The 23,844-nt window shown below is 72.7% G+C and carries 22 protein-coding genes and 1 pseudogene; 15 read left to right on the plus strand and 8 right to left on the minus strand.

Going from position 1 to position 23,844, the window contains the following annotated elements; all coding sequences use genetic code 11:
- Positions 1–55: 55 nt before the first annotated feature.
- From ACFVFQ_RS15450 to paaA, 5 genes are read right to left on the minus strand one after another with little or no spacing between them, the layout of a single operon-like run.
- Positions 56–1,102 carry a 2Fe-2S iron-sulfur cluster-binding protein gene (locus ACFVFQ_RS15450; protein ID WP_383414941.1) on the minus strand — a complete coding sequence of 349 codons (1,047 nt, stop codon included), beginning with the start codon at positions 1,100–1,102 and terminating at the stop codon, positions 56–58.
- Positions 1,102–1,599, minus strand: coding sequence for a 1,2-phenylacetyl-CoA epoxidase subunit PaaD (gene paaD / locus ACFVFQ_RS15455; RefSeq protein ID WP_383414944.1), 498 nt, complete (start codon positions 1,597–1,599; stop codon positions 1,102–1,104). The genes ACFVFQ_RS15450 and paaD overlap by 1 nt, the downstream gene beginning before the upstream one ends.
- Complete coding sequence (gene paaC / locus ACFVFQ_RS15460) at positions 1,593–2,312, minus strand: 1,2-phenylacetyl-CoA epoxidase subunit PaaC (RefSeq protein ID WP_383414947.1); 720 nt, start codon at positions 2,310–2,312, stop codon at positions 1,593–1,595. Before paaC ends, paaD begins: the two co-directional genes overlap by 7 nt.
- The gene (gene paaB, locus ACFVFQ_RS15465; protein ID WP_383414950.1) at positions 2,309–2,638 is read right to left on the minus strand and encodes a 1,2-phenylacetyl-CoA epoxidase subunit PaaB; all 330 of its coding nucleotides are present in this window, start codon (positions 2,636–2,638) and stop codon (positions 2,309–2,311) included. The genes paaC and paaB overlap by 4 nt, the downstream gene beginning before the upstream one ends.
- On the minus strand, positions 2,635–3,618 hold the full coding sequence (gene paaA / locus ACFVFQ_RS15470) for a 1,2-phenylacetyl-CoA epoxidase subunit PaaA (protein ID WP_383414953.1): 984 nt from the start codon (positions 3,616–3,618) through the stop codon (positions 2,635–2,637). Before paaA ends, paaB begins: the two co-directional genes overlap by 4 nt.
- 168 nt (positions 3,619–3,786) lie before the next feature.
- Between paaA and ACFVFQ_RS15475 the strand changes: the two genes are divergently transcribed.
- Genes ACFVFQ_RS15475 through ACFVFQ_RS15485 form a run of 3 tightly spaced genes read left to right on the plus strand, consistent with a single transcriptional unit; the run spans position 3,787 to position 6,451 of the window.
- Positions 3,787–4,458 (plus strand): DUF5819 family protein, encoded by a 672-nt coding sequence (locus ACFVFQ_RS15475; protein ID WP_383414957.1) that lies wholly within the window; start codon positions 3,787–3,789, stop codon positions 4,456–4,458.
- A complete protein-coding gene (locus tag ACFVFQ_RS15480) occupies positions 4,455–5,789 on the plus strand; it encodes an HTTM domain-containing protein (RefSeq protein ID WP_383414960.1) in 1,335 nt (444 codons plus the stop codon). The genes ACFVFQ_RS15475 and ACFVFQ_RS15480 overlap by 4 nt, the downstream gene beginning before the upstream one ends.
- A complete protein-coding gene (locus ACFVFQ_RS15485) occupies positions 5,786–6,451 on the plus strand; it encodes a TrmH family RNA methyltransferase (protein WP_383414963.1) in 666 nt (221 codons plus the stop codon). The genes ACFVFQ_RS15480 and ACFVFQ_RS15485 overlap by 4 nt, the downstream gene beginning before the upstream one ends.
- Before the next feature lie 101 nt (positions 6,452–6,552).
- Here the strand turns inward: ACFVFQ_RS15485 and paaN are convergent, their stop codons facing one another.
- Positions 6,553–8,235 (minus strand): phenylacetic acid degradation protein PaaN, encoded by a 1,683-nt coding sequence (paaN, locus tag ACFVFQ_RS15490; protein WP_383414966.1) that lies wholly within the window; start codon positions 8,233–8,235, stop codon positions 6,553–6,555.
- A gap of 145 nt (positions 8,236–8,380) precedes the next feature.
- Here paaN and ACFVFQ_RS15495 point away from each other — a divergent pair, with 145 nt between their 5' ends.
- Positions 8,381–9,886: a 3-hydroxyacyl-CoA dehydrogenase gene (locus ACFVFQ_RS15495; protein ID WP_383414969.1), complete on the plus strand. Its 1,506-nt coding sequence runs from the start codon at positions 8,381–8,383 to the stop codon at positions 9,884–9,886.
- Positions 9,887–9,903: 17 nt separating this feature from the next.
- Positions 9,904–10,494, plus strand: a complete 591-nt coding sequence (locus ACFVFQ_RS15500) for a TetR/AcrR family transcriptional regulator (RefSeq protein WP_383414972.1) — start codon at positions 9,904–9,906, stop codon at positions 10,492–10,494.
- Positions 10,495–10,690: 196 nt separating this feature from the next.
- On the opposite strand, the gene ACFVFQ_RS15505 is transcribed toward ACFVFQ_RS15500, so the two are convergent.
- Positions 10,691–11,212, minus strand: coding sequence for an Lrp/AsnC family transcriptional regulator (locus ACFVFQ_RS15505; RefSeq protein ID WP_383414975.1), 522 nt, complete (start codon positions 11,210–11,212; stop codon positions 10,691–10,693).
- Positions 11,213–11,451: 239 nt separating this feature from the next.
- Between ACFVFQ_RS15505 and pdhA the strand changes: the two genes are divergently transcribed.
- The 9 genes from pdhA (at position 11,452) to ACFVFQ_RS15550 (ending at position 21,519) form a co-directional block, all read left to right on the plus strand.
- Entirely contained in the window at positions 11,452–12,645 is a 1,194-nt protein-coding gene (gene pdhA / locus ACFVFQ_RS15510; RefSeq protein WP_383414978.1) for a pyruvate dehydrogenase (acetyl-transferring) E1 component subunit alpha, read from the plus strand.
- Positions 12,642–13,676 carry an alpha-ketoacid dehydrogenase subunit beta gene (locus ACFVFQ_RS15515; protein WP_383414981.1) on the plus strand — a complete coding sequence of 345 codons (1,035 nt, stop codon included), beginning with the start codon at positions 12,642–12,644 and terminating at the stop codon, positions 13,674–13,676. The genes pdhA and ACFVFQ_RS15515 overlap by 4 nt, the downstream gene beginning before the upstream one ends.
- Positions 13,676–15,082, plus strand: a complete 1,407-nt coding sequence (locus tag ACFVFQ_RS15520; RefSeq protein ID WP_383414984.1) for a dihydrolipoamide acetyltransferase family protein — start codon at positions 13,676–13,678, stop codon at positions 15,080–15,082. The genes ACFVFQ_RS15515 and ACFVFQ_RS15520 overlap by 1 nt, the downstream gene beginning before the upstream one ends.
- Positions 15,083–15,136: 54 nt before the next feature.
- Positions 15,137–16,048 carry an NTP transferase domain-containing protein gene (locus ACFVFQ_RS15525; protein ID WP_383414987.1) on the plus strand — a complete coding sequence of 304 codons (912 nt, stop codon included), beginning with the start codon at positions 15,137–15,139 and terminating at the stop codon, positions 16,046–16,048.
- Positions 16,045–17,556 carry a molybdopterin molybdotransferase MoeA gene (locus ACFVFQ_RS15530; RefSeq protein WP_383414989.1) on the plus strand — a complete coding sequence of 504 codons (1,512 nt, stop codon included), beginning with the start codon at positions 16,045–16,047 and terminating at the stop codon, positions 17,554–17,556. The genes ACFVFQ_RS15525 and ACFVFQ_RS15530 overlap by 4 nt, the downstream gene beginning before the upstream one ends.
- A complete protein-coding gene (locus ACFVFQ_RS15535; RefSeq protein ID WP_383414992.1) occupies positions 17,553–18,692 on the plus strand; it encodes a potassium channel family protein in 1,140 nt (379 codons plus the stop codon). Before ACFVFQ_RS15530 ends, ACFVFQ_RS15535 begins: the two co-directional genes overlap by 4 nt.
- A 109-nt stretch (positions 18,693–18,801) precedes the next feature.
- Complete coding sequence (locus ACFVFQ_RS15540) at positions 18,802–19,779, plus strand: NAD(P)H-quinone oxidoreductase (protein WP_383414995.1); 978 nt, start codon at positions 18,802–18,804, stop codon at positions 19,777–19,779.
- A gap of 149 nt (positions 19,780–19,928) precedes the next feature.
- Positions 19,929–20,741: a hypothetical protein gene (locus tag ACFVFQ_RS15545; RefSeq protein ID WP_383414997.1), complete on the plus strand. Its 813-nt coding sequence runs from the start codon at positions 19,929–19,931 to the stop codon at positions 20,739–20,741.
- Positions 20,742–20,958: 217 nt separating this feature from the next.
- Positions 20,959–21,519 (plus strand): bacterial proteasome activator family protein, encoded by a 561-nt coding sequence (locus ACFVFQ_RS15550; RefSeq protein ID WP_383415000.1) that lies wholly within the window; start codon positions 20,959–20,961, stop codon positions 21,517–21,519.
- A 79-nt stretch (positions 21,520–21,598) separates the two neighbouring features.
- Here ACFVFQ_RS15550 and ACFVFQ_RS15555 read toward each other — a convergent pair whose 3' ends face one another.
- Positions 21,599–23,260, minus strand: coding sequence for a protein kinase (locus tag ACFVFQ_RS15555; RefSeq protein ID WP_383415003.1), 1,662 nt, complete (start codon positions 23,258–23,260; stop codon positions 21,599–21,601).
- Positions 23,261–23,572: 312 nt separating this feature from the next.
- Between ACFVFQ_RS15555 and ACFVFQ_RS15560 the strand changes: the two are divergent.
- Positions 23,573–23,844: pseudogene (locus tag ACFVFQ_RS15560) on the plus strand (serine/threonine protein kinase); the annotation flags it as partial.

Raw genomic sequence — 23,844 nt, forward strand, 5'->3', positions numbered from 1 at the left:
CAAGGTAGAACATGTTGCAGGAATTGGGAATGGTGTGGACGGCGGTGGCCGGGGCTCAGCGGTCGAAGTCCAGCTCGACCCGCTCCGTGCCGGGGTGGGACTGGCACGCCAACACATAGCCGGAGTCGACCTCTTCGGCCTCCAGGGCGAAGTTCCGGTCCATGCGGACGTCGCCGGAGACCAGGAAGGCGCGGCAGGTGCCGCAGACGCCGCCCTTGCAGGCGTAGGGGGCGTCCGGGCGGTTGCGGAGCACGGCTTCCAGGAGCGATTCGCCGTCGTGGACCGGCCAGGTGCCGGAGCGGCCGTCGAGGGTGGCGGTCACCGTGCTGTGTGCGGGCGCGGTGGCGGCGGAGACGGGGGCCGCGGCGCCGTTGTCTATGTGGAAGATCTCTTCGTGGATGCGGGTGCGCGGCACGCCGAGGGCGCGCAGGGTCCGTTCGGCACCCTGGACGAGGCCGAAGGGGCCGCACAGGAACCAGCCGTCGACGCTGTCGGTCCGCAGCAGTGCGGGCAGCAGGGTGCGCAGGCGCTCCTCGTCGAGGCGCCCGGAGGGCAGGCCGGTCTGTCGGTCTTCGCGGGAGAGGACGGGGACGAGCTGAAAGCGTTCGGGGTAGCGGTCCTTGAGGTCGGCCACCTCCTCCAGGAACATCGTGGAGGCCGTGGTGCGGTCGCTGCGGATCAGGCAGAACCGGGCCTGGGGTTCGCGGGCGAGCAGCGTGGTGACGATGGAGAGCACCGGCGTGATGCCGCTGCCGCCGACGATGCCCACGAACTGGCCGGGGCGCGGGGCGAGGGTGAAGCGGCCGGCCGGGGGCATGACGTCCACGGTGTCGCCGACGGCGAGTTCCTTGAGGGCGTAGGTGGAGAAGGCGCCGTCCTCGACCAGGCGGATGCCGACGCGCAGGACGGGGGTGTCGGTGGCGGGGGTGCAGATGGAGTAGGTGCGGCGGATCTCCTGGCCGTCGACCGTTCTGCGCACTGCGATGTGCTGCCCGGGGGTGTGCCGGAAGTCCGTGCGGAGCTCGGGCGGGACGGTGAAGGTGACGGCCACCGCGTCGTCCGTGAGCCGCTCGATCTCCCGCACGCGGAGCGGGTGGAACATCACAACTCCTTGAAGTGGTCGAAGGGTTCGCGGCAGGACTCGCAGCGACGCAGCGCCTTGCAGGCCGTGGAGGAGAACCGGCTGAGCAGGGTGGTGTCGGTGGAGCCGCAGTGCGGGCAGCGGATGGTGAGGTCGAGGGCGACGGGTCCACTGCCCGGCCCGGTGGGGCGGGGCGGCGCGATGCCGAACTCGGCCAGTTTCCGGCGGCCTTCGTCGGTGATGGCGTCGGTCGTCCACGGGGGGCTGAGGACGGTGCGGACCTCGACCCGGGGTATGCCGTGGTCGTGCAGGACGCGCTCTATGTCGGCGGACATCGCCTCGATGGCGGGGCAGCCGGTGTAGGTGGGGGTGAGGGTGACCTCGACGTGGCCGGGGGCAGCGAGCCGTACGTCGCGCAGCACGCCGAGCTCGGCGAGGGTGAGGACGGGCAGTTCGGGGTCCGGAACGGAGCCGGCGAGCGCCAGCAGTTCGGCTTCCAGGGCGGTGAGCGTCACCATGTCGCCCCCGGGTGGCTGCGGTGGAGGTGCTGCATTTCGGCGAGCATCCGGCCGAAGGGCTCGGTGTGCAGTCCCTGGCGCCCGGCGCCGGCGGCCCAGCCGCCGTGCTGGGGGCCCTCGGGGACGGCGAGGGTGGCGCGCTCCAGGGTGCCGGTGATGCGGGCGGTCCACTCGTCGCGGAGCGGCTGCCAGGGGATGTCCTCCAACCCCTCGACGGGGGCGAAGAGTTCGCCGGTGTACCGCCAGAGGGCGGTCAGGGCGGCCTGCATCCGGGCGTGGCTCTCCTCGGTGCCGTCGCCGAGGCGCAGGGTCCACTGGGTGGCGTGGTCGCGGTGGTAGGCGGTCTCCTTGACGGCCTTGGCGGCGAGCGGTGCCAACTCGCCGTCGGTGGTGGCCAGATGGCCATAGAGCAGCTCTTGGTAGGTGGAGAAATACAGCTGGCGGGCGATGGTGTGGGCGAAGTCGCCGTTGGGCTGCTCGACGAGTTGAAGGTTGCGGAACTGGCGTTCCTCGCGGAGGTAGGCCAGCTCGTCCTCGTCGCCGACGAGGGAGAGCAGGACCCGGGCCTGGCCGAGGAGGTCCAGGGCGATGTTGGCGAGGGCCACTTCCTCTTCCAGGACGGGGGCGTTGCCGGCCCATTCGCCGAGGCGATGGGCGAGGACCAGCGCGTCGTCCCCGAGGGGGAGGGCGGGGGTGGCGGTGAGCGGCGTCACAGGTGGTGCACCCCCTCCGGGATCTCGTAGAAGGTGGGGTGGCGGTAGGGCTTGTCGCCGGCCGGTTCGAAGAAGGCGTCCTTCTCGTCCGGGGAGGAGGCGGTGATCTGGGCGGAGGGGACGACCCAGATGGAGACGCCCTCGGAGCGGCGGGTGTAGAGATCGCGGGCGTTGCGCAGGGCCAGTGCGGCGTCGGGGGCGTGCAGGCTGCCGGCGTGGGTGTGCGACAGGCCGCGGCGGCTGCGGACGAAGACCTCCCACAGCGGCCAGTCGGCGGGGCCGGTGGCGGCGTCGGCCGGGGCCTCGGCGGGGCGTGGTGTCGTCATCGGGCCGCCTCTTCCTGGTGGGTGCCGGTGCGGGGCGTGCGGGTGGCGTGCTTGGCGGCGTGTGCGGCGGCGGCCTCGCGGACCCAGGCGCCGTCCTCGTGGGCGCGGCGACGGCGGTCTATCCGTTGTTCGTTGCAGGGGCCGTTGCCCTTGAGGACCGCGCGGAACTCGGACCAGTCGATGGGGCCGAAGTCCCAGTGCTGCCGTTCCTCGTTCCACCGGAGGTCGGGGTCGGGGAGGGTCAGGCCGAGGGCCTCGGCCTGGGGGACGCAGATGTCCACGAAGCGCTGGCGCAGCTCGTCGTTGGAGTGCCGCTTGATCTTCCAGGCCATCGACTGCGCGGAGTGCGCGGACTCGTCGTCGGGCGGGCCGAACATCATCAGGGAGGGCCACCACCAGCGGTCGACGGCGTCCTGAGCCATGGCGTGCTGGGCCTCGGTGCCGCGGCTGAGGGCGAGCAGGAGCTCGTACCCCTGGCGCTGGTGGAAGGACTCCTCCTTGCAGACGCGGACCATGGCGCGGGCGTAGGGGCCGTAGGAGCAGCGGCACAGCGGGACCTGGTTGGTGATCGCGGCGCCGTCCACGAGCCAGCCGATGGCGCCGACGTCGGCCCAGGTCAGGGTGGGGTAGTTGAAGATCGAGGAGTACTTCTGGCGACCGCTGTGGAGCTTGTCGAGGAGCTCGTCGCGGCTGGTGCCGAGGGTCTCGGCGGCGCTGTAGAGATACAGGCCGTGGCCGGCTTCGTCCTGCACCTTGGCCATCAGGATCGCCTTGCGGCGCAGGGACGGGGCCCTGGTGATCCAGTTGGCCTCTGGCTGCATCCCGATGATCTCGGAGTGGGCGTGCTGGGCGATCTGGCGCACCAGTGAGGCGCGGTAGTCGTCCGGCATCCAGTCCCGTGGTTCGATCCGCTCGTCCGCGGCGATGGTGGCGTCGAACAGGGCTTCTTGGCCCGTGTCCTCCGGCGCGATCGTCGTCATGTGGTGCCCCCTCCTCCCGACCGACCGATCGTTCGGTTCAATGGTGAGTGGGCGGGACGCGGGTGTCAAGCAGCTTGTGGATAACCGAGTGAGGGTGTGCCGGGGGCGGCCGGCTAGGTACCGTTCCGGGGCGGGGTCGACCGTACGAGAACGGGGAACGGGGCGGGAATGCAGTCATACGGGGACGAATCGCGGCCACTGGCCGCGCTGTCGCTGCCCTCGCGGATCGTCATAGGCACGGCGGCCAGCGGTATCGCGGTCGCCGTCCTGATCCACCTCGGGATGATGTTCCTGCACGTCGCGCCGGCGAACACGCTCAGCAAGCAGCAGTCCGGCCTGATCAGCGACTACGTCTATCCCGAGTACGAGCAGAACTGGAAGCTGTTCGCCCCCAACCCCCTCCAGCAGAACGTCGACGTCCAGGTCCGCGCCCAGTTGCGCGGCCGGGACGGCGCGGCGCGGTCCACCGGCTGGACCGATCTCAGCGCCCGCGACGGGCAGGCCATCCTTCACAACCCGCTGCCCAGCCACACCCAGCAGAACCAGCTGCGCCGCGGCTGGGAGCTGCTCTCCGGCACCCTCGACGCGCAGAACCGCCCCACCGGCGAGCGCGGCGAGATGTTCGCGCGCTACCTCCGACGGATCGTGATGCTCCGGATGTCCGGTGAGTGGACCAAGGGCGGCGACCGGATCGAGCAGGTCCAGCTCCGCTCGCGCACCACCGCCGTCCTCCCGCCCCCGTGGAGCGCCGAGAAGATCAGCGACAAGCCCGTCTACCGCGTGCTGCCCTGGTGGCAGATCACCGCGAACGACCTTCCCGAGGGGGCGACCAACAAGTGACGTCACCGACGCCGCAGCAGCCGCACACCGCCCCACCGGCCTCCGCCGCCCCCGAAGGAGCCCCCGCCTACCAGGAGACCCGCATTGAGCGCGTCATCGGCCGCGGCTTCGCCTGGGTCACCGACCGGGCCCGGGCCCCGTACCAGAGCGCCGTCATCCGCATCGGCTTCGCCGGCACCTGGCTGCTGTTCCTGCTGCGGGAATGGCCGTACCGGGGGCAGCTCTACGGTCCCGGCGGCCCGTGGGACTTCGGCATGGCGCGGCAGTTGCTCAACAGCAACCACGGCTTCTCCGTCCTGCTGTGGTCCGACGGCCGCGGCTGGTTCGAGTGCGTCTACCTGCTCGCCATCGTGGCCAGCGCGCTGCTCATGCTCGGCTGGCGCACCCGCACCATGTCGGTGCTGTTCATGGTGGGCGTGCTCTCGCTGCAAAACCGCAGCGTCTTCATCGGGGACGGCGGCGACAACGTCATCCACCTGATGTCGATGTACCTCGTGCTGACCCGCTGTGGACAGGTGTGGTCGCTGGACGCCCGCCGCGCCCGGAAGACGGCGGCCCTCGCGGGGGAAACCGGGACCGCGCCCCGCGATCTGACCGGCATCGCCTTGTGGGCGGCCCTCGGTCTCGCCCTCGCCGCGGCCCAACTGACCGGCGCCCCCGGGCTCACCTGGTTCGGACACGGCCCGTTCCCGCACTTCGGCTGGAGCCTGGCCCTGTGGGGGTTGTGGGCGGCGCACGGCCTGTGGTGGGCGGTGCGGCGGTACGCCCCCGGGGAGCCCCGGATCGTCCTCGACACCCTCGCCAAACTGGCGCACAACGCCGCCCTGTTGGTGATCATGGTCGAGGTCTGCCTGGTCTACGCAACCGCCGGCTGGTACAAGATCCAGGGCTCGCGCTGGCAGGACGGCACCGCCGTCTTCTACCCGATGCACCTGGACTACTTCTCCCCCTGGCCGGGACTGTCCCAGATGCTGGGCAGCAACGGCCTGATGGTCATGCTCATCACCTACGGGACGGTGATCGTCCAGGTCGCCTTCCCGTTCACCCTCGCCAACCGGCGCCTGAAGAACGCGCTGTTGGTCGTGATGATCTGCGAACACCTCTCGATCGCGTTCCTGCTGGGCCTGCCGTTCTTCTCCCTGGCGATGATCACCGCCGATGCCGTCTTCCTGCCGACCAACTTCCTGACCTGGCTCGGCGGCCGGCTCTCCCGCCTGCGTGGACGGCTGTTCCCGCGCACCGGCGGGCCGGGGCCGGGCGCGGCGCCGGACGGCGGTGGGCCAAAGGCCGCTGCTCGTTCCGGCGGCGATGGCCATACGCTCGTGGGGTGAGCAGCGAGAAAACCGCCCCCGCCGAGCCCCTCCAGTACGACGAGGGGTACGCGCCCAAGATCGGCGTCGGGCCGCACCCGCAGCCCTGGCCACAGGGCGACCGTTACGACCCCGAGCTGCTCGCCCACGGCGACCGCCGCAACGTCGTCGACCGCTACCGCTACTGGACGCGGGAGGCGATCGTCGCCGACCTCGACACCCGCCGCCACGACTTCCACGTGGCCGTCGAGAACTGGAGCCACGACTTCAACATCGGCTCGGTCGTCCGGACCGCCAACGCCTTCCTGGCCAAGGAGATCCACATCGTCGGGCAGCGCCGCTGGAACCGTCGCGGCGCCATGGTCACCGACCGCTACCAGCACGTCCGCCACCACCCGGACACCGAGTCGCTGACCGCGTGGGCCGCCGCCGAGGAGCTGCCGATCATCGGGATCGACAACCTCCCCGGCTCGGTGCCGCTGGAGACCACCGTCCTGCCGCGCCGCTGCGTGCTGCTCTTCGGGCAGGAGGGGCCGGGGCTGACCGAGGAGGCCCGCGCGCATGCCTCCCGGGTCTGCTCGATTGCCCAGTTCGGCTCGACCCGCTCCATCAACGCCGGTGCGGCGGCGGCCATCGCGATGCACTCCTGGATCGCGCGGCACGCACGGATCCAGGACCTCTGACCCTCCGCCCGGCCGGGATTTCTCCGGCCGGGCGACGGGAAGACGGGGCCCGGATCTGACGACGGGGATATGGGCCCGGACCGTCGTCCGGGCCCCCGATCTCACGCCTCCCGTCGCACCTCCACCGTCCGGAAGCGCTGCGCCACGAACGCGCCGTCGCACAGCGCCGCGTTGGCCGCCGGGTTGCCGCCCGAGCCGTGGAAGTCGGAGAACGCCGCGGTCTGGTTCACATACACCCCGCCGGTCAGATTCAGCGACAGTTGGGCGCACTCCTCCAGGCAGGCGTCCTCGACCAGCCGCGCCACCTCGGCCGAGGTGGTGTACGCGCCGACCGTCATGGCGCCCTTCTCCCGGATCGTGCGGCGCAGCAGCGCCACCGCGTCGGCCGCGGAGTCGACCGCCACCGCGAAGGACACCGGGCCGAAGCACTCCGACAGATACGCCGCCTCGGCGTCCGGCTTGGCGCCGTCCTGCTTGACGATCACCGGCGTCCGGACCGTGGCCCCGGGGAACTCCGGGTTTTCCACCGCCCGGGAGGCCAGCGCCACTTCACCGAGCCCGGCCGCCTCCTCGATCCGCTCCTTGACCTGCGGATTGACGATCGCCCCGAGCAGCGCATTGGCCCGCGCGTCGTCCCCCAGCAGACCGCTGACCGCGCCCGCCAGATCGCTGACGACCTCGTCGTACGTCTTCGGGCCCGCGTCGGTGGCGATGCCGTCCCGGGGGATCAGCAGGTTCTGCGGAGTGGTGCACATCTGGCCGCTGTAGAGCGACAGCGAGAAGGCGAGGTTGCTGAGCATGCCCTTGTAGTTGTCCGTGGACTCGATGACCACGGTGTTGACGCCGGCCTTCTCCGTATAGACCTGCGCCTGGCGGGCGTTGGCCTCCAGCCAGTCGCCGAAGGCGGTCGAGCCGGTGTAGTCGATGATCCGGACCTCGGGGCGGACCGCCAGCGTCTTGGCCAGGCCCTCGCCCGGCTTGTCCACCGCCAGGCACACCAGGTCGGCCGGGAAGCCGGCCTCGGTGAGCACCTCCCGGGCCACCTGGACCGTCAACGCCAGCGGCAGCACGGCCCGCGGATGCGGCTTGACCAGGACCGGATTGCCGGTGGCCAGCGAGGCGAAGAGGCCGGGGTAGCCGTTCCACGTCGGGAAGGTGTTGCAGCCGATCACCAGGGCCACGCCGCGCGGCACGGCCGTGAAGGTCTTGGTCAGCTCCAACGGGTCCCGCTTGCCCTGCGGCTTGGTCCAGGACGCCTTCCCCGGGGTGCGGGTCTGCTCCTCGTAGGCGTATGCCACCGCCTCCAGGCCGCGGTCCTGGGCGTGCGGCCCGCCGGCCTGGAACGCCATCATGAACGCCTGGCCGCTGGTGTGCATCACCGCCTGGGCGAACTCGTGGGTGCGGGCGCTGATCCGGGCCAGGATCTCCAGACAGACCGCGGCGCGCGCCTCTGGCCCGGCGTCCCGCCACACCGGAATCGCGGCCTGCATGGCCGGCAGCAGCACCGAGACGTCCGGGTGCGGATAGCTGATGCCCAACTCCGGCCCGTAGGGCGAGACTTCCTCGCCCGCCCAGTCGTCCGTGCCGGGCTGGTCGAGTGCGAAACGGGAGCCGCGCAGCGCCTCGAAGGCGGCCAGACCGTCCTGGGCACCACTCTCCCCGTAAGCCTTGGGGTGCTCGGGGTGCGGGGACCAGTACGCGCGGGTGCGGATGGCTTCCAGCGCCTTGTCGAGGGTCGGGCGGTGCTTCTCGATCAACTGCGGTGCGGTCATTTCGGCGGTCATCGATGACCAACTCCTCGTCGACTGCGCGGAAAGTGGATGGGGACTGGGAGTCACGTGGCAACGGAGTTAGAGTAACCGAACGATCGGTCGGGGCAAGGGGGCCCGGCCAACCTGTGGAAAACTCGCTCGGGGAGGATCGGCTGCGATGACGGCTATCGGCACGGGCACCACCGTGGCAGTGGTGGGCACCGGCACCATGGGGCAGGGAATCGCGCAGGTGGCGCTGGTCGCCGGGCACCGCGTACTGCTCTATGACAGCGCCCCGGGCCGTGCCGGGCAGGCCGCCGCGGCCATCGCCCGGCGGCTGGATCGGCTGGTGGAGAAAGGCCGGATCCTGGCGGCCGAGCGGGACGCCGCCGGTGCCCGCCTCTCCCCCGCCGAGGACCTCGCCGAACTCGCCGACGCCGCACTGGTAGTCGAGGCGATCCTGGAGCAACTCCCCGCCAAACAAGAGCTGTTCCGCGCCCTGGAGGACGTCGTCCGGGCGGACTGCCTGTTGGCCACCAACACCTCCTCGCTGTCCGTGACCGCGGTCGCCGGCGGCCTCCGGCATCCGGGGCGCTGCGTGGGCATGCACTTCTTCAACCCCGCGCCGCTGCTCCCCCTGGTCGAGATCGTCAGCGGCTTCGCCACCGACGAGGCCGCCGCGGTCACCGCCCACGACACCGCCGCGGCCTGGGGCAAGACCCCCGTTCGCTGCGCCGACACCCCCGGCTTCATCGTCAACCGCGTCGCCCGCCCCTTCTACGCCGAGGCCCTGCGCGCCTACGAGGAGCGGGCGGCCGACCCCGCCACCATCGACGCCGTCCTGCGCGAGGGCAGCGGCTTCCGGATGGGCCCCTTCGAACTCACCGACCTCATCGGGCAGGACGTGAACGAAGCGGTCACCCACTCGGTGTGGACCGCCTTCTTCCAGGACCCGAAGTTCGCGCCCTCCCTGGCGCAGCGCCGCCTGGTGGAGTCCGGTCTGCACGGCCGCAAGACGGGACGCGGCTGGTTCGACTACGCCGAGGGCGCCAGCCGGCCCGAGCCGAGCACCGCCGGGCCCGGACCGGCCCCCTCCTCGGTAGCCGTGCACGGCCAACTCCCCGGCCCCGCAGCGGTGTTGCGCGAGCTGATCGAGGAGGCCGGCATCGAGGTCACCGACGGTCGCGCCCCAGGGGAGCCCGAGGGCTTCCTCCGGCTGCCCGGCGGGGCCCGGCTGGCGCTGACCAACGGCTCGCCGGCCACGGCCCGGGGCCAGGGCGCGATCATCCGCTTCGACCTCTCGCTCGACTACCGGGCCGCGACCCGGGTCGCCCTCGCCCCCTCGGCGCGCGCCTCCGCGGCGGATCTCGCCGAGGCGGCGGGCCTCTTCCAGGCGCTCGGTAAACGGGTCAGCGTGATCGACGACGTCCCCGGCATGATCGTCGCCCGGACCGTCGCGATGGTCATCGACTTCGCCGTGGACGCCGCCGCCCGAGGCGTCGCCACCCCCGAGGACATCGACACGGCGATGCGGCTCGGGGTGAACTACCCCGGCGGCCCCATGGAATGGGCCGATCGACTCGGTGCCCCCTGGGTCTGTGGGGTGCTGGACTCCCTGCACGGCCAGAATGCCGGGGGACGTTACGTACCGTCCTGGGCGCTGCGGCGCCGTGCGGACCTCTAGGAATTGGTGCTCTAATCATGACCATGGCCAAGCGCGACGCCTACACGCCCGATTCGCTGCTCGCGGTCTCCGTCGAGGTGTTCATCGAGCGCGGCTACGACGGCACGTCCATGGAGCACCTCTCCAAAGCGGCCGGCATCTCCAAGTCCTCGATCTACCACCATGTGCGCAGCAAGGAAGAGTTGCTCCGCCGCGCGATAAGCCGCGCCCTGGACGGGCTGTTCGGCGTGCTGGCGGAACCGGGCGCCCAGGAGGGGCGGGCGATCGAGCGGCTGGAATACGTCACCCGGCGGGAAGCCGAGGTGCTGATGGACGAACTGCCCTATGTGACGCTGCTGTTGCGGGTGCGCGGGAACACCGACACCGAGCGGTGGGCCATGGAGCGGCGCCGCGAGTTCGACAACCGGGTCGCGGAACTGCTCAAGGAGGCCGCTGCCGAAGGGGACCTCCGGGACGACCTGGACGTCCGGCTGGCCACCCGTCTGCTCTTCGGCATGATCAATTCGATCGTGGAGTGGTACCGGCCGGGGCGGGGCGGCGCCGCGAGCCGCGACGAGGTCGCGGAGGCCGTGGTGCAGACGGCGTTCGCGGGGTTGCGGAAGGTCTGAGCGGCTGGGGAGGTCTGCGGGGCGGGGGTGCTCAGGAGGGGCTGTGGGGTGGGGAGTTGCGCGGCGGCGGCCTCCCCCTCCCACCCACGAACCCACCCCCGCCCCCTCCCCCGAAGGGGGAGAGGGGGGAGGGGGCGGGGGAAAGCCCCGGCCCCGCCGAGCCCAAAGCCCCCACCACCCCACCCCCACCCCCACCTCACCCCTCCCCCTCCAGCCCCAGATCCGTCTCCTCGAAGACCAGCAGCGTGCGGGTGCTCAGCACCTCCGGTATGGACTGGATCCGGGTCAGGACCAGTTCGCGCAGCTCACGGTTGTCCTTGGTGTGCACCAGGAGCAGCACGTCGAAGTCGCCGCTGACCAGCGCGATGTGGGCGGCCCCGGGCAGCGCGGTGAGTTGCCGGCGCACGGTCCGCCAGGAGTTCTGCACGATCTTCAACGTGATGTAGGCGGAGGCGCCCTGGCCTGCCCTTTCCTGGTCGACGAGGGCGCTGAAGCCGCGGATGACGCCGTCGTCGAGCAGCCGGTTGATCCGTGCGTAGGCGTTTGCCCGGGAGACGTGCACCTGCTCGGCGACGGAGCGTATCGAGGCCCGGCCGTCGGTCCGCAGCAGCCGGAGGATGGCGCGGTCGATGGTGTCGAGGGGGCGGGCGGCCGGAGGCGGGGGGACGGGGGCCGCGGGGGATTGTCCGCCCGGATTGACCATCTGTTCGTCCGGCATGTCGTCCCGCCTCCCCTTTGTGGACTCCCTGCCTTCATCAGAAGCTGTGGAGAACCGTTTGTCCACAGGCTGAACCCGCCTGTAGCCAAAATGCATCAGCGACCGAACAATCGGTAGGGAAGGGCTCACCCGCCCGACACTTGCGCCATGCCCGACCTCCCCAGGCACCGTGGGGAGGCAGCCCAGCCCGCCCGTGAGGCGCATCGCGCCACCCCTTCGATGACGAGGAGGTGCCCGTCATGACGGTCCTTGAGCAGCCCGGCAGCAGCAGGCACACCAGTGGCCCGACCGGCCCGCCGCCCGCCTGGCGTCCGCGCGTCGATCCCGCGCCGCTTCTGCCCGACCCCGAGCCCTACCGCCTCCTGGGCACGGACGCCGCCGCCCGGCTCGATCCGCACCTGCTGAAGCGGCTCTACGTCGAGCTGGTGCGCGGCCGCCGGTACAACACCCAGGCCACCGCCCTGACCCGACAGGGCCGCCTGGCGGTCTACCCCTCGTCCACGGGCCAGGAAGCCTGCCAGGTCGCCGCGGCCCTCGCCCTGGAGGAGCGGGACTGGCTTTTCCCCAGCTATCGCGACACCCTCGCCGCCGTCGCCCGCGGCCTCGATCCCGTGCAGGCACTGACCCTCCTACGGGGCGATTGGCACACCGGTTACGACCCGCACGAGCACCGCATCGCCCCCCTGTGCACCCCGCTGGCCACCCAACTCCCGCACGCCGTGGGCCTGGCGCACGCCGCCCGCCTCAAGGGCGACGAGGTGGTCGCGCTGGCGCTGGTCGGCGACGGCGGCACAAGCGAGGGCGACTTCCACGAGGCGCTGAACTTCGCCGCCGTCTGGCAGGCCCCGGTCGTCTTCCTGGTGCAGAACAACGGCTTCGCGATCTCCGTGCCGCTGGCCAAGCAGACCGCCGCCCCGTCCCTCGCCCACAAGGCGGTCGGCTACGGCATGCCCGGCCGCCTGGTGGACGGCAACGACGCCCCCGCGCTCCACGAGGTCCTCACCGAAGCGGTCCGCCGGGCCCGCGAGGGCGGCGGCCCCACCCTCATCGAGGCCGTCACCTATCGCCTCGAAGCCCACACCAACGCCGACGACGCCACCCGTTACCGCACCGACTCCGAGGTCGAGACCTGGCGGGCGCACGACCCGATAGCCCTCCTGGAGCGCGCGCTGACCGAACGCGGCCTGCTCACCGAGGAGTTCGCCACCGCCACCCGGGACGACGCCGAGCAGCTCGCCGCCGCCCTCCGGGAGCGGATGCACGCCGATGCGCCGCTGGACCCGATGGACCTCTTCGACCACGTCTTCACCCGGCAGACCGGTCAACTGCGGGAGCAGGCCGCCCAGTTGCGCGCCGAGTTGGACGCCGAGGCCGAAGGACACCCCGAGACCGCCGCCGGCGCCGCGACGCCCGCCCAGGAGGCCAGGCCATGACGACCACCGCCGCACCGACCGCGCGCAAGCCGGCCACCATGGCCCAGGCGCTCACCCGCGCGCTGCGCGACGCCATGGCCGAGGACCCCGCCGTCCATGTGATGGGCGAGGACGTCGGCGCCCTGGGCGGCGTCTTCCGGGTCACCGACGGCCTGTCCCAGGAGTTTGGCGAGGACCGGTGCAGCGACACCCCCCTCGCCGAGGCCGGCATCCTGGGCACCGCCGTCGGCATGGCGATGTACGGGCTGCGGCCGGTCGTGGAGATGCAGTTCGACGCCTTCGCCTACCCGGCGTTCGAGCAACTGGTCAGCCACGTCGCCAAGATGCGCAACCGCACCCGCGGCGCGGTCGCCATGCCGCTGACCATCCGCATCCCCTACGGCGGCGGCATCGGCGGCGTCGAGCACCACAGCGACTCCTCCGAGGCGTACTACCTCGCCACCCCCGGCCTCCAGGTGGTCACCCCCGCGACCGTCGAGGACGCCTACGGGCTGCTGCGCGCCGCCATCGCCTCCGACGACCCGGTGGTCTTCCTCGAACCCAAGCGCCTGTACTGGAGCAAGGCCGACTGGTCGCCGGACGCGCCCACGCCGGTGGCCCCGATAGGCCGCGCCGAGATCCGCCGCCGCGGCAGCAGCGCCACCCTCCTCACCTACGGCCCGTCGCTGCCCGTCTGTCTGGAGGCCGCCGAGGCCGCCCGCGCCGAGGGCTGGGACCTGGAGGTCCTCGATCTGCGCACGCTGGTGCCGTTCGACGACGACACGGTGTGCGAGTCCGTGCGGCGCACCGGGCGGGCCGTGGTCGTGCACGAGTCCAACGGCTTCGGCGGCCCCGGCGGCGAGATCGCCGCCCGGATCACCGAGCGCTGTTTCCACTACCTGGAGGCGCCGGTGCTGCGCGTCGCCGGCTTCGACATCCCCTATCCGCCGCCCATGTTGGAGCGGCACCACCTCCCGGGAGTGGACCGGATCCTGGATACCGTCGCCCGCCTCCAGTGGGAGTCGCGGTGGACCGAAGGGCGTGGTGCGTGATGGCCGTGGTACGCGAGTTCACCCTGCCCGACCTGGGGGAGGGCCTGACCGAAGCGGTGATCGTGCAGTGGTTGGTCGAGGTCGGCGAGGTGGTCGCCGTCGATCAGCCGGTGGTGGAGGTCGAGACCGCCAAGGCGATGGTCGAGGTGCCGTGCCCGTACGGCGGGGTGGTCACCGCCCGCTTCGGCGAGGCGGGGGCCGAAGTCCCCGTGGGGGCGCCCCTGGTGACGGTCGCGGTCGGCGCGGCACCGGACGACCTCGCAGGGAACGGCACCGCCGGCGGCCAGGCCGCCGCCCCGCAGCCGTCGGCGTCGCCGGTGCCCGAGACGGAGAGCGCCGCGACGGCGGACTCCGGTTCGGGAAACGTCCTGGTCGGCTACGGGACGAGCGAGTCCGCGGGCCGGCGGCGCCGGATCCTGCCCGGGGGCCCCAAGGCCCCCGCGGCGCCGCCGGCCGCACCCGCGCTCGCCACCCTGGAGGGCCCCTCCCGCGCGGCCCAGGACGACAACGCCCGCACCACGGCGGTCATTTCGCCGCTGGTGCGCCGCATCGCCCGGGAGCACGGCCTGGATCTGCGCACTATCCGGGGCACCGGCCGGGACGGCCTGATCCTCCGTACGGACGTGGAGTCCGCGATCCGGACGCTGGCCGAACGGGAGAGCGTCACGGCCGGCCCCGCCCGTCCCACGGGTACCGCGGCGGCGACCCCGGCCCCCGGGGAGGAGCGGATCCCGCTCAAGGGGATGCGCGGCGCCGCGGCCGAGAAGTTCAGCCGCAGCCGCCGCGAGATCCCGGACGCCACCTGCTGGGTGGACGCCGATGCCACCGAACTCCTCGCCGCCCGCGCCGCGATGAACGTCCCGGGCGCCCCCAAGGTGTCGCTGCTGGCACTGCTGGCCCGCATCTGCACCGCCGCGCTCGCCCGCTATCCGGAGCTCAACGCCACCGTCGACACCGCCGCCCAGGAGATCGTCCGGCTCCCCGCTGTTCACCTGGGCTTCGCCGCCCAGACCGACCGCGGCCTGGTGGTGCCGGTGGTGCGGGACGCCCAGGAGCGCACGGCCGAGCAGCTCTCCGCCGAGATAGCCCGGCTCACCGAGGCCGCCCGCGCCGGGAAGCTGTCCCCCGCCGAGCTCTCGCACGGCACGTTCACGCTGAACAACTACGGCGTCTTCGGCGTCGACGGCTCCACCCCCATCCTCAACCACCCGGAGGCGGCGATGCTCGGCGTCGGCCGGATAGCCGCCAAACCCTGGGTGCACGAGGGCGAGTTGGCGGTGCGGCAGGTGGTCCAGCTCTCGTTCACCTTCGACCACCGGGTGTGCGACGGCGGCACCGCCGGCGGCTTCCTGCGCCAGGTCGCCGACTGCGTGGAGCGCCCCGCGCTGCTGCTGCGCTCGCTGTGACCGTCGGGCGTCGGGACGGCGGTACGAGCCCGCCGTCCCGGCAATACTCAAGGGGTGAGCGACGACACCGACTATGACGCGATCGTGCTGGCCGGCGGCGCGGCCCGGCGGCTCGGCGGGGCGGACAAGCCCGCCCTCCCGGTCGGCGGCCGGGCCCTCCTGGACCGGGTCCTGGCCGCCTGCCCCGACGCCGCGACCACCGTCGTCGTCGGCCCCGCGCGCCCGACCGCCCGCCCGGTGGTCCAGGCCCTCGAAGACCCACCGGGCGGCGGCCCGCTCGCCGCACTGGACGCCGGACTGCGCCGCACCACCGCCCCCACGGTGCTGGTCCTCTCCGCCGACCTGCCGTTCCTGACGCCGTCGACCGTGCACGACCTCCTCAACGCGGCGGCCGGCGACGGCACTTCGCACCGCGACGGCGCGCTGCTGCGCGACGCGGAGGGACGGGACCAGCCGCTGGTCGCCGCCTACCGCTCGGCCCCGCTGCGCCGCGCGCTGGACCGGCTGCGCGCCGCCCACGACGGCACCCTCGGCGGCCTGCCGCTGCGCCCCCTGCTGTCCTCACTGGCGCTCGCCCGCGTCCCGGACACTGCCTATGCCGCGTCCTTCGACTGCGACACCTGGGAGGACATCGGTACGGCACGTGCCCGGATCAGGGAGCATGGACACGTGTTGGACGAATGGATCACGGCAGTCAAGGCCGAACTCGGCATCGACCTCGATGTCGACACCGCGGCACTCCTCGACCTCGCGCGGGACGCGGCGCACGGCGTGGCCCGCCCGGCCGCGCCGCTGACGACCTTCCTGGTCGGATACGCGGCGGGCCGGCAGGGCGGCGACGTGGCGGAACTGGCGCGGCGGGCCGCCGCGCTGGCCGACCGCTGGGCCGCCGAGGCCGCGGCCGAGGAGGCCCGGGCGGCGCGGGCGGCCGGCGCCCCCGGTGACGAAGCGAAGCCCGCGGAATGACCGGACGGGAGTACAGCGACGAGTTCGCCGACGCGCTCGCGCTGGCCAACGACACCGCGGTGGCCCACCAGCGGTTCGACCCCGCCGACCGGACGCCCGGTTCCTCCGCCGGCGACACCGACCCGGCCCGCCCCACCGGTCCGCGCGAGGCGGAGCACCCCGCGCCGTCCGCGGCCACCCCGCTCCACCCCGGCAAGCGGCCCTCCGACCACCCCCCTACGCCCTGGCCCGCGGCCCGGGAGCGCGCCGAACGCGCCGTGTGCCGACCGCCCGCACCCGGGACGGCCGACCTCGCCGACGCGCTCGGCCGCACGCTCGCCGCCCCCCTCACCGCCCTCACCGACCTGCCGTCGTTCGACACCTCGGCGATGGACGGCTGGGCGGTCGCCGGCCCCGGCCCGTGGCGCGTCGACGCTCCGGCCGACGACGCCGGGAGGGGCCCGGGCGCCGGCCTCCTCGCCGGCCACGCCACCGCCATGGCGCTCCCCGACGGCCATGCGGTCCCCATCGCCACCGGCGCCCGCATCCCGGCCGGCGCCACCGCGGTGCTGCGCAGCGAACACGGCGAGGTCCTCGAACTCTCCGACGGCCGGGCCCGGTTGTATGCGCCGCGACCGGTGCCCCCGGGCCAGGACATCCGCCCGCGCGGCCAGGAGTGCCGGTCCGGCGACCACCTGCTGCCCGCCGGCACGCCGGTGACCCCCGCCGTCCTCGGCCTGGCCGCCGCGGCCGGCTACGACGAGCTGTCCGTCCACCCCCGGCCCCGCGTCGAGGTGCTCGTCCTCGGCGACGAACTGCTGCGCGGCGGACTGCCCGAGGGCGGCCGGATCCGCGATGCGCTCGGCCCGATGCTGGTGCCCTGGCTGCGGGCGCTGGGCACCGAGGCGGCGGCCCCTCAACACCTCGGCGACGACGCCGACGCGCTGCACGACGCCCTCGCCGCCTCCACCGCCGACCTGATCGTCACCACCGGTGGCACCGCGTCCGGCCCGGTCGACCATGTGCACCCCACCCTCCGCAGGCTCGGCGCGGAACTGCTGGTGGACGGCGTGGCGGTGCGGCCCGGCCACCCCATGCTGCTGGCCCGCCTCGCCCCGCGCCGACACCTCGTCGGCCTCCCCGGCAACCCGCTGGCCGCGGTCTCCGGCCTGCTCACCCTCGCCGAACCGCTGCTCCGGGCGCTCGCCGCCCGCGGCCCCGCCGCGCCCTGCCGCCTGCCGCTGGCCACCGCCGTCCAGGGACACCCGCGCGACACCCGGCTCGTCCCGGTCGCCTACCGCGACGACGCCCGGCACGGGTCCACGGCCGCGCCGCTGCACTTCCACGGGCCCGCCATGCTGCGCGGGATCGCCGCCGCCGACGCGCTGGCGGTCATCCCGCCGGGCGGCGCGGAGCGCGGCACCGAGGTGGAACTCCTCGAACTCCCCTGGCCCGCCGGCTGGTCGGCGAACTCGCCGACCTCGGGCACCTCGTACGACCCCGCAGCCCCCGCCGGAGGCACCGCGTGAAGCTCCCGTCCCACGACGCCGCGGCGCGCGAGATCCCCCAGGACCGCTCCCACCGGGTGCTGCTGCCCCGCCGCGCCCCGAAGGCCCCGATACGACAGGTCGCCCGCCGGCTGCTGATGGCCCTGCTGGTCCTCGTCGCCACGGTCTTCATCGTCTGGATCGACCGCGACGGGTACCACGACAACGCCGGCGGCCCCCTCGACCTGCTCGACTGCTTCTACTACGCCACCGTCACGCTCTCCACCACGGGATACGGCGACATCGTCCCGTACAGCGCCAGCGCCCGGCTGCTGAACATCCTGCTGGTGACCCCGCTCCGCGTGCTGTTCCTGATCATCCTCGTCGGCACCACGCTGGAGGTGCTGACCGAACGCACCCGCGAGCAATGGCAATTGAAACGCTGGAGAAACGCCTTGCGCGACCACACCGTCATCGTCGGCTTCGGGACCAAGGGGCGGTCCGCCGTGCAGACCCTGTGTGCCACCGGACTGCCCCGGGAGCGGATCGTCATCGTCGACCCCAGCAGCAAGGTGGTCGAGTCCGCGGTGGCCGAGGGGTTCGCGGGGGTGGTCGGCGATGCGACCCGCAGTGACGTGCTGTTGCGGGCCGAGATCCAGCGCGCGCACCAGGTGGTCATCGCCACCCAGCGCGATGACACCGCCGTCCTGGTCTCGTTGACCGCACGTCAGCTCAACAAGCGCGCCACCATCGTCGCCGCCGTGCGGGAGGAGGAGAACGCGCCCCTGCTGCGCCAGTCCGGCGCCGACGCGGTGATCACCTCGGCCAGCGCCGCCGGCCGGCTGCTGGGACTGTCGGTGCACAGCCCCAGCGCGGGCGTCGTCATGGAGGACCTGATCCAACAGGGCAGCGGGCTGGACCTGGTGGAGCGACCGGTGGTCAAGTCTGAGGTCGGCAAGTCCGTTCGGGAGACCGACGACCTGGTCGTCTCGGTGCTGCGCGGCCACCGGCTGCTGGGCTACGACGACCCGAAGGCGAGCCCGTTGCAGACCGCGGACCGGCTGATCACCATCGTCCGCGCCGCGTCGGCGGAGGAGCCCGACCTCCCCGGAAAGCCGTCCGCCAAGCCGACGTTGCCCGGCACCGGGGTCTCCCCGATGCGCCCGGCAGACGACTGACGGAGCGTCGGCGAGGCGGGCGCGCGTCGTATCCCGGGGGGCTATGGGGAAGAACGTACCCGCACCCGCCCTTTCGCCCCGTGGCCGGACGGCGAGTAGCCTCGCGCCCATGCGAGCGATCACCATCCCCGAGCCCGGTGGCCCCGAAGCCCTCGTCTGGGCCGAAGTGCCCGATCCGCAGCCCGCCGAGGGCGAGGTCCTGATCGAGGTCGCGGCCAGCGCCGTGAACCGCGCCGACCTGCTCCAGCGTCAGGGCTTCTACGACCCGCCGCCCGGCGCCTCCCCCTACCCCGGCCTGGAGTGCTCGGGGCGGATCGCGGCGGTCGGCCCCGGTGTGCACGGCTGGGCCGTCGGCGACGAGGTGTGCGCGCTGCTCTCCGGCGGCGGCTACGCCGAGAAGGTCGCCGTCCCGGCCGGCCAGGTGATGCCGTTGCCGCCCGGCGTCGACCTCGTCACGGCCGCCTCGCTCCCCGAAGTCGCCTGCACGGTCTGGTCGAACGTCTTCATGATCGCGCACCTGCGGCCCGGCGAGACGCTGCTGGTGCACGGCGGCGCGAGCGGCATCGGCACGATGGCGATCCAGTTGGCCAAGGCGGTCGGCGCCCGGGTCGCGGTCACCGCGGGCGGCCCCGAAAAGCTGGCCCGCTGCGCCGAGTTGGGCGCCGACATCCTCATCGACTACCGCGAGCAGGACTTCGTCCAGGAGATCCGCAAGGCCACCGACGGCAAGGGCGCGGACGTCATCCTCGACATCATCGGCGCCAAGTACCTCCAGCGGAACGTCAAGGCGCTGGCGGTCGCCGGCCGGCTGGCGATCATCGGGCTCCAGGGCGGCGTGAAGGCCGAGCTCAATCTCGCCGCGCTGATCTCCAAGCGCGCCGCGATCACCGGCACCGGCCTGCGGGCCCGTCCGGTGAGCGAGAAGGCGGCCATCGTCGCGGCCGTCCGGGAGCACGTCTGGCCGCTGATCGGCAACGGCCAGGTCCGCCCGATCGTGGACCGGACCCTGCCGATGGCCCAGGCTGCCGAGGCACACCGCGTCCTGGACGCCAGCGGCCACATCGGCAAGGTCATCCTGACGGTCTGAGCCGCCCCGCCCGCCGCCTCAGGGGCCGCTGACTGCCCCGCCCCTCCCCGTGCCGGCAGGTCACTCGGCCGACCTGCCCGAGATGCCGCGGTCGAACCGCTGTGTGACGCTGGGCACGTCACTCGACGGCTCGGCACGGGAGGGGCACCGTGGTCGCTCCAGGGTTCCGTACGCGCATTGCCTCAAGTCTGCTGGTGGTCGCCACCGCGCTGCCCGTCTCCATGATCGCCGGCCCTGCGGTGGCCGCCGATCTCCACGCCACCCCGGCCGCCCGCCCCGATGAGCCGCTGGACGATTTCGCGGCGGATCCCCCGATGGCCGGGGATCGCCTGGGGGAGCAGTACCCCGACGCGCCGGAACGGTTGCCGGACCTCCCCGGCGTCGACGACTTCCGGGACCTGCCGGACAACCTCCTCGGGCTCTCCGGCCCGCTGCCGGGCTTTCCGCACCACCCCGGCGGGCCGTTCGCCCGCGGGCCGCGGCACCACCACCCGCACCACTTCTTCGGCCCGCACTTCCCCTGGCGTCCGGACCCGGCGCCGGACGCCGGCGAGCACGCCGCGGACGACTTCGCGGACGCGGACGCCGCCGAGCCGTCCGCCCCGCCCAGCGCCTCCGCTTCCGCCCCGGTCCGGCATGCGCCCAGCCGGCCGGCTCCGACGCGGCACGACGACGAGCCCTCGGCTCCGTCGGACTCCGGTCAGGCCGCGGATGAGGCGACCCGGCCGTCCACCGCGAGCCCCCGCGACCTCGCCGACGCCCCTGCTCCGGCCCAGCACCGGCGGGCGCCCTCACCCGCACCCGAGCCGGATCGCACCGAGGCCGGCCCGGAACCGGGAGCCAGCCCCTACACCCTCGACGCCCCGGGAAGCCGGGTCGAACGGGTCCTGCCGTTGGGGGCGGGGATGACGCTCACGGGCCTGGGGCTCGCGTTCCTGGGACTTCGGCTGCGGCGCCGTTGAGCCCTCGTTTCACGTGAAACGGTGGGGCCCGGAGTCCGGAGTCCGGAGCCCGGAGTCCGGAGCCCGCGGTGTCGGGTGAAGCGGCGCGGCAAAAGTCCCGTGTGCCCGTGTGCAGGCCGGCGTTCCGTCCGAGGCGCATGGCACCTTCCGAAGACGGGTGGATCACCTTCTGCCAAGGGCGCCACTGTTCCGACCCGTCGTACGAGAGAATGGCGGCATGGATATGCCGATGAACGAACGGTCGCAGGAGAACCAGCACGTCCTGGTCGTCGGCCCGGACGGCATGGCGCTCGGCAGCGCCGGCTCCGGTGGCGGGGACGGGGACGAGGAACCCCGTGAGATTCCGGTGACGGACATGGTCGAGCAGCCTGCGAAGGTCATGCGCATCGGCAGCATGATCAAGCAGCTGCTGGAAGAGGTGAAGGCGGCTCCCCTCGACGAGGCGAGCCGGGTGCGCCTGAAGGAGATCCACGCCAGCTCGGTCAAGGAGCTGGAGGACGGGCTGGCGCCCGAGCTGGTGGAGGAGTTGGAGCGGCTCTCCCTGCCCTTCACCGATGAGTCGGTGCCCACCGACGCCGAACTGCGCATCGCCCAGGCACAGTTGGTCGGCTGGCTGGAGGGCCTCTTCCACGGCATCCAGACCGCGCTCTTCGCCCAGCAGATGGCCGCCCGCGCCCAGCTTGAGCAGATGCGCCGCGCGCTGCCGCCCGGCACCCCCGTGGAGGGGCACCCGGAGCAGCCCGGTACGGGCAGCGCCCGCTCGGGCCCGTACCTCTGACCGCAGCGCCCGAAACGGCCGAGGGGCCGGCACGCATCCCGCGTGCCGGCCCCTTTCCGTTGTCAGGGGGTCGCTGCCGTCAGTTGCTGCGACCGGTCGAGATGGTCAGCTGGATGGTGTCGTGGCTGCGCGGGTTCCACCAGCTGACGGCGGCCGGGGTCTGGTCGGTGACGGTGTTCTTCCCCCAGATACCGTCGTTCTCCTCCCTGACCACCTTGTACTTCCAGCCGGCGGCCTCGATGCACTGCTTGACCGACTCCAGGTTCTTGAACTTGAAGTTGGGGAAGAGCACCTTGCCCTTCTCGCTGTAGCTCGGCGTCGGGTTGGTGCACTCGGACGTCTGGACCGTCGCCGTCTTGTCCTCGGGGCGGACGCTCGACGTGGGCGAGGAGTAGGAGTACCCCGGCGTCGGGTTGTCGGTGGTGCCGCCGCTGCCGCCGTCGGAGCCGGCGCTCAGACCGATGCCGACGGCTATCGCGGTCACCACGATCACGCCGACCACCGCCGCCACGATGATCACCGGGCTGTTGTTCTTCCGCGGGCGCGCCGGCGGCATCCCGTTCGCCACCGGGGGCGTGGGCGGGCCGGGGAACGGCGGGGGCGGGGCCTGGAAGCCGGCGTTGGCGAACGGCGCCGGCGTCGGGGCCGGGCCCGGGGCGGGCGTGGGGTAGGCGTTGTTCGCCGGCGGCGGCGTCGACGGGCCGAAGGCCGGCTGCGTCGGCTGGTACGGCTGCTGGACGTTGGGCGGCACCGGCGCCTGCGGGTTGCCGGAGGCGGTGGGGAACACCGCGGAGGAGACCGAGGCGCCGCTGGTGCGGGCCCGCGGCCCCTCGCTGATGATCAGCGGCGTGGCCCCGGACTGCCCGGACCCGGCGATCCGCAGGCACTCGTCCCGCATCGCCTCGGCCGTGGGGAACCGTTCGTTGGGGTTCTTCTTCAGGGCCCGGGCCACCAGCGCGTCCACCGCCGGCGGCAGCGAGCGGTTGATGCTCGACGGGACCGGCGGCTCTTCCTGGACGTGCGCGTAGGCGATGGCCAGCGGCGAGTCCGCGTCGAACGGGAGCTGGCCGGTCAGCAGCTCGAAGAGCATGATGCCGACCGAGTACAGGTCGGAGCGGGCGTCCACGCCGCGGCCCAGGGCCTGCTCGGGCGAGAGGTACTGCGGGGTGCCGACGACCATGCCGGTCTGCGTCATCGACGTGACGCCGGACTGCATGGCGCGGGCGATGCCGAAGTCCATGACCTTGACGACGTTGCGCTTGGTCATCATGACGTTGCCCGGCTTGATGTCCCGGTGGACCAGGCCCATCTCGTGGCTGGCCTCCAGCGCGGCGAGCACGTCGGCGGTGACCTTCAGCGCCTTTTCGGTCGGCATCGCGCCGTGCTGGGCGATGTCGGCGTCGAGCGCCGAGCGCAGCGGCTGGCCGGAGACGTACTCCATGATGATGTACGGCACCATGCCGCCGTCGAGCTCGTCCTCGCCGGAGTCGAAGACCGAGACGATGTTGGTGTGCGTGAGCTTCGCCACTGACTGCGCCTCGCGGCGGAAGCGCTCGCGGAACGCCTGCTCGCGGCCGAGCTCGGTGTGCAGGGTCTTGATCGCGACCTCGCGGTCCAGCACGCTGTCGTAGGCGAGGTGCACGGAGGCCATGCCGCCGGCACCGAGAAGATCACGAAGCTGGTAACGTCCACCGCCGACCGAACGGCCCCCGAATTGGCCTTGAGCGCCGTCCTGGCTCATCGTTCCGCTTCCCCCTGAGCACAAGGCCCTGTGTCTAGCGATCGAAATCTAGAATTCCGCAGCCAAGTCTGCCCCAGGCCGCGGACACGTCAAGCTGTGTGCCCGTTCCGTGACCAGATGTGCAAGATCCGGACACGGATACGGGGGGTTTCGGGGTTCCGGTGACCTCTGGTGAACTTGCCACACCTGGCATCCGGAAGGTTTGATGGCCGGTCCACGACGGACCGGTGGGTGCCGCGGAACCTGTAGCGTGCTCTAGCGAAGACCGAGACCTTACCGCTGTAATGCGGATCGATTCGACGGCGAGGACCGATGGCACCGACGCAGCGCCCCGAGGGGCCGTCCGATCCTGACGCCACCGGCTCGCATGTCCCCGATGCACCGGAGATGTGGGGCAATGGCGGGCTGGTCGGCGACGGGCGCTACCGCCTGACGCGCCGGCTCGGCCGAGGTGGCATGGCGGAGGTGTTCGCCGCCGAGGACGTGCGTCTGGGCCGCACCGTCGCCGTGAAGCTGCTGCGCGCCGACCTCGCCGAGGACCCGGTGTCCAAGGCCCGCTTCACCCGCGAGGCACAGTCGGTGGC

The organism is Streptomyces sp. NPDC057743, from assembly GCF_042798755.1.
Classification (GTDB): Bacteria; Actinomycetota; Actinomycetes; order Streptomycetales; family Streptomycetaceae; genus Streptomyces.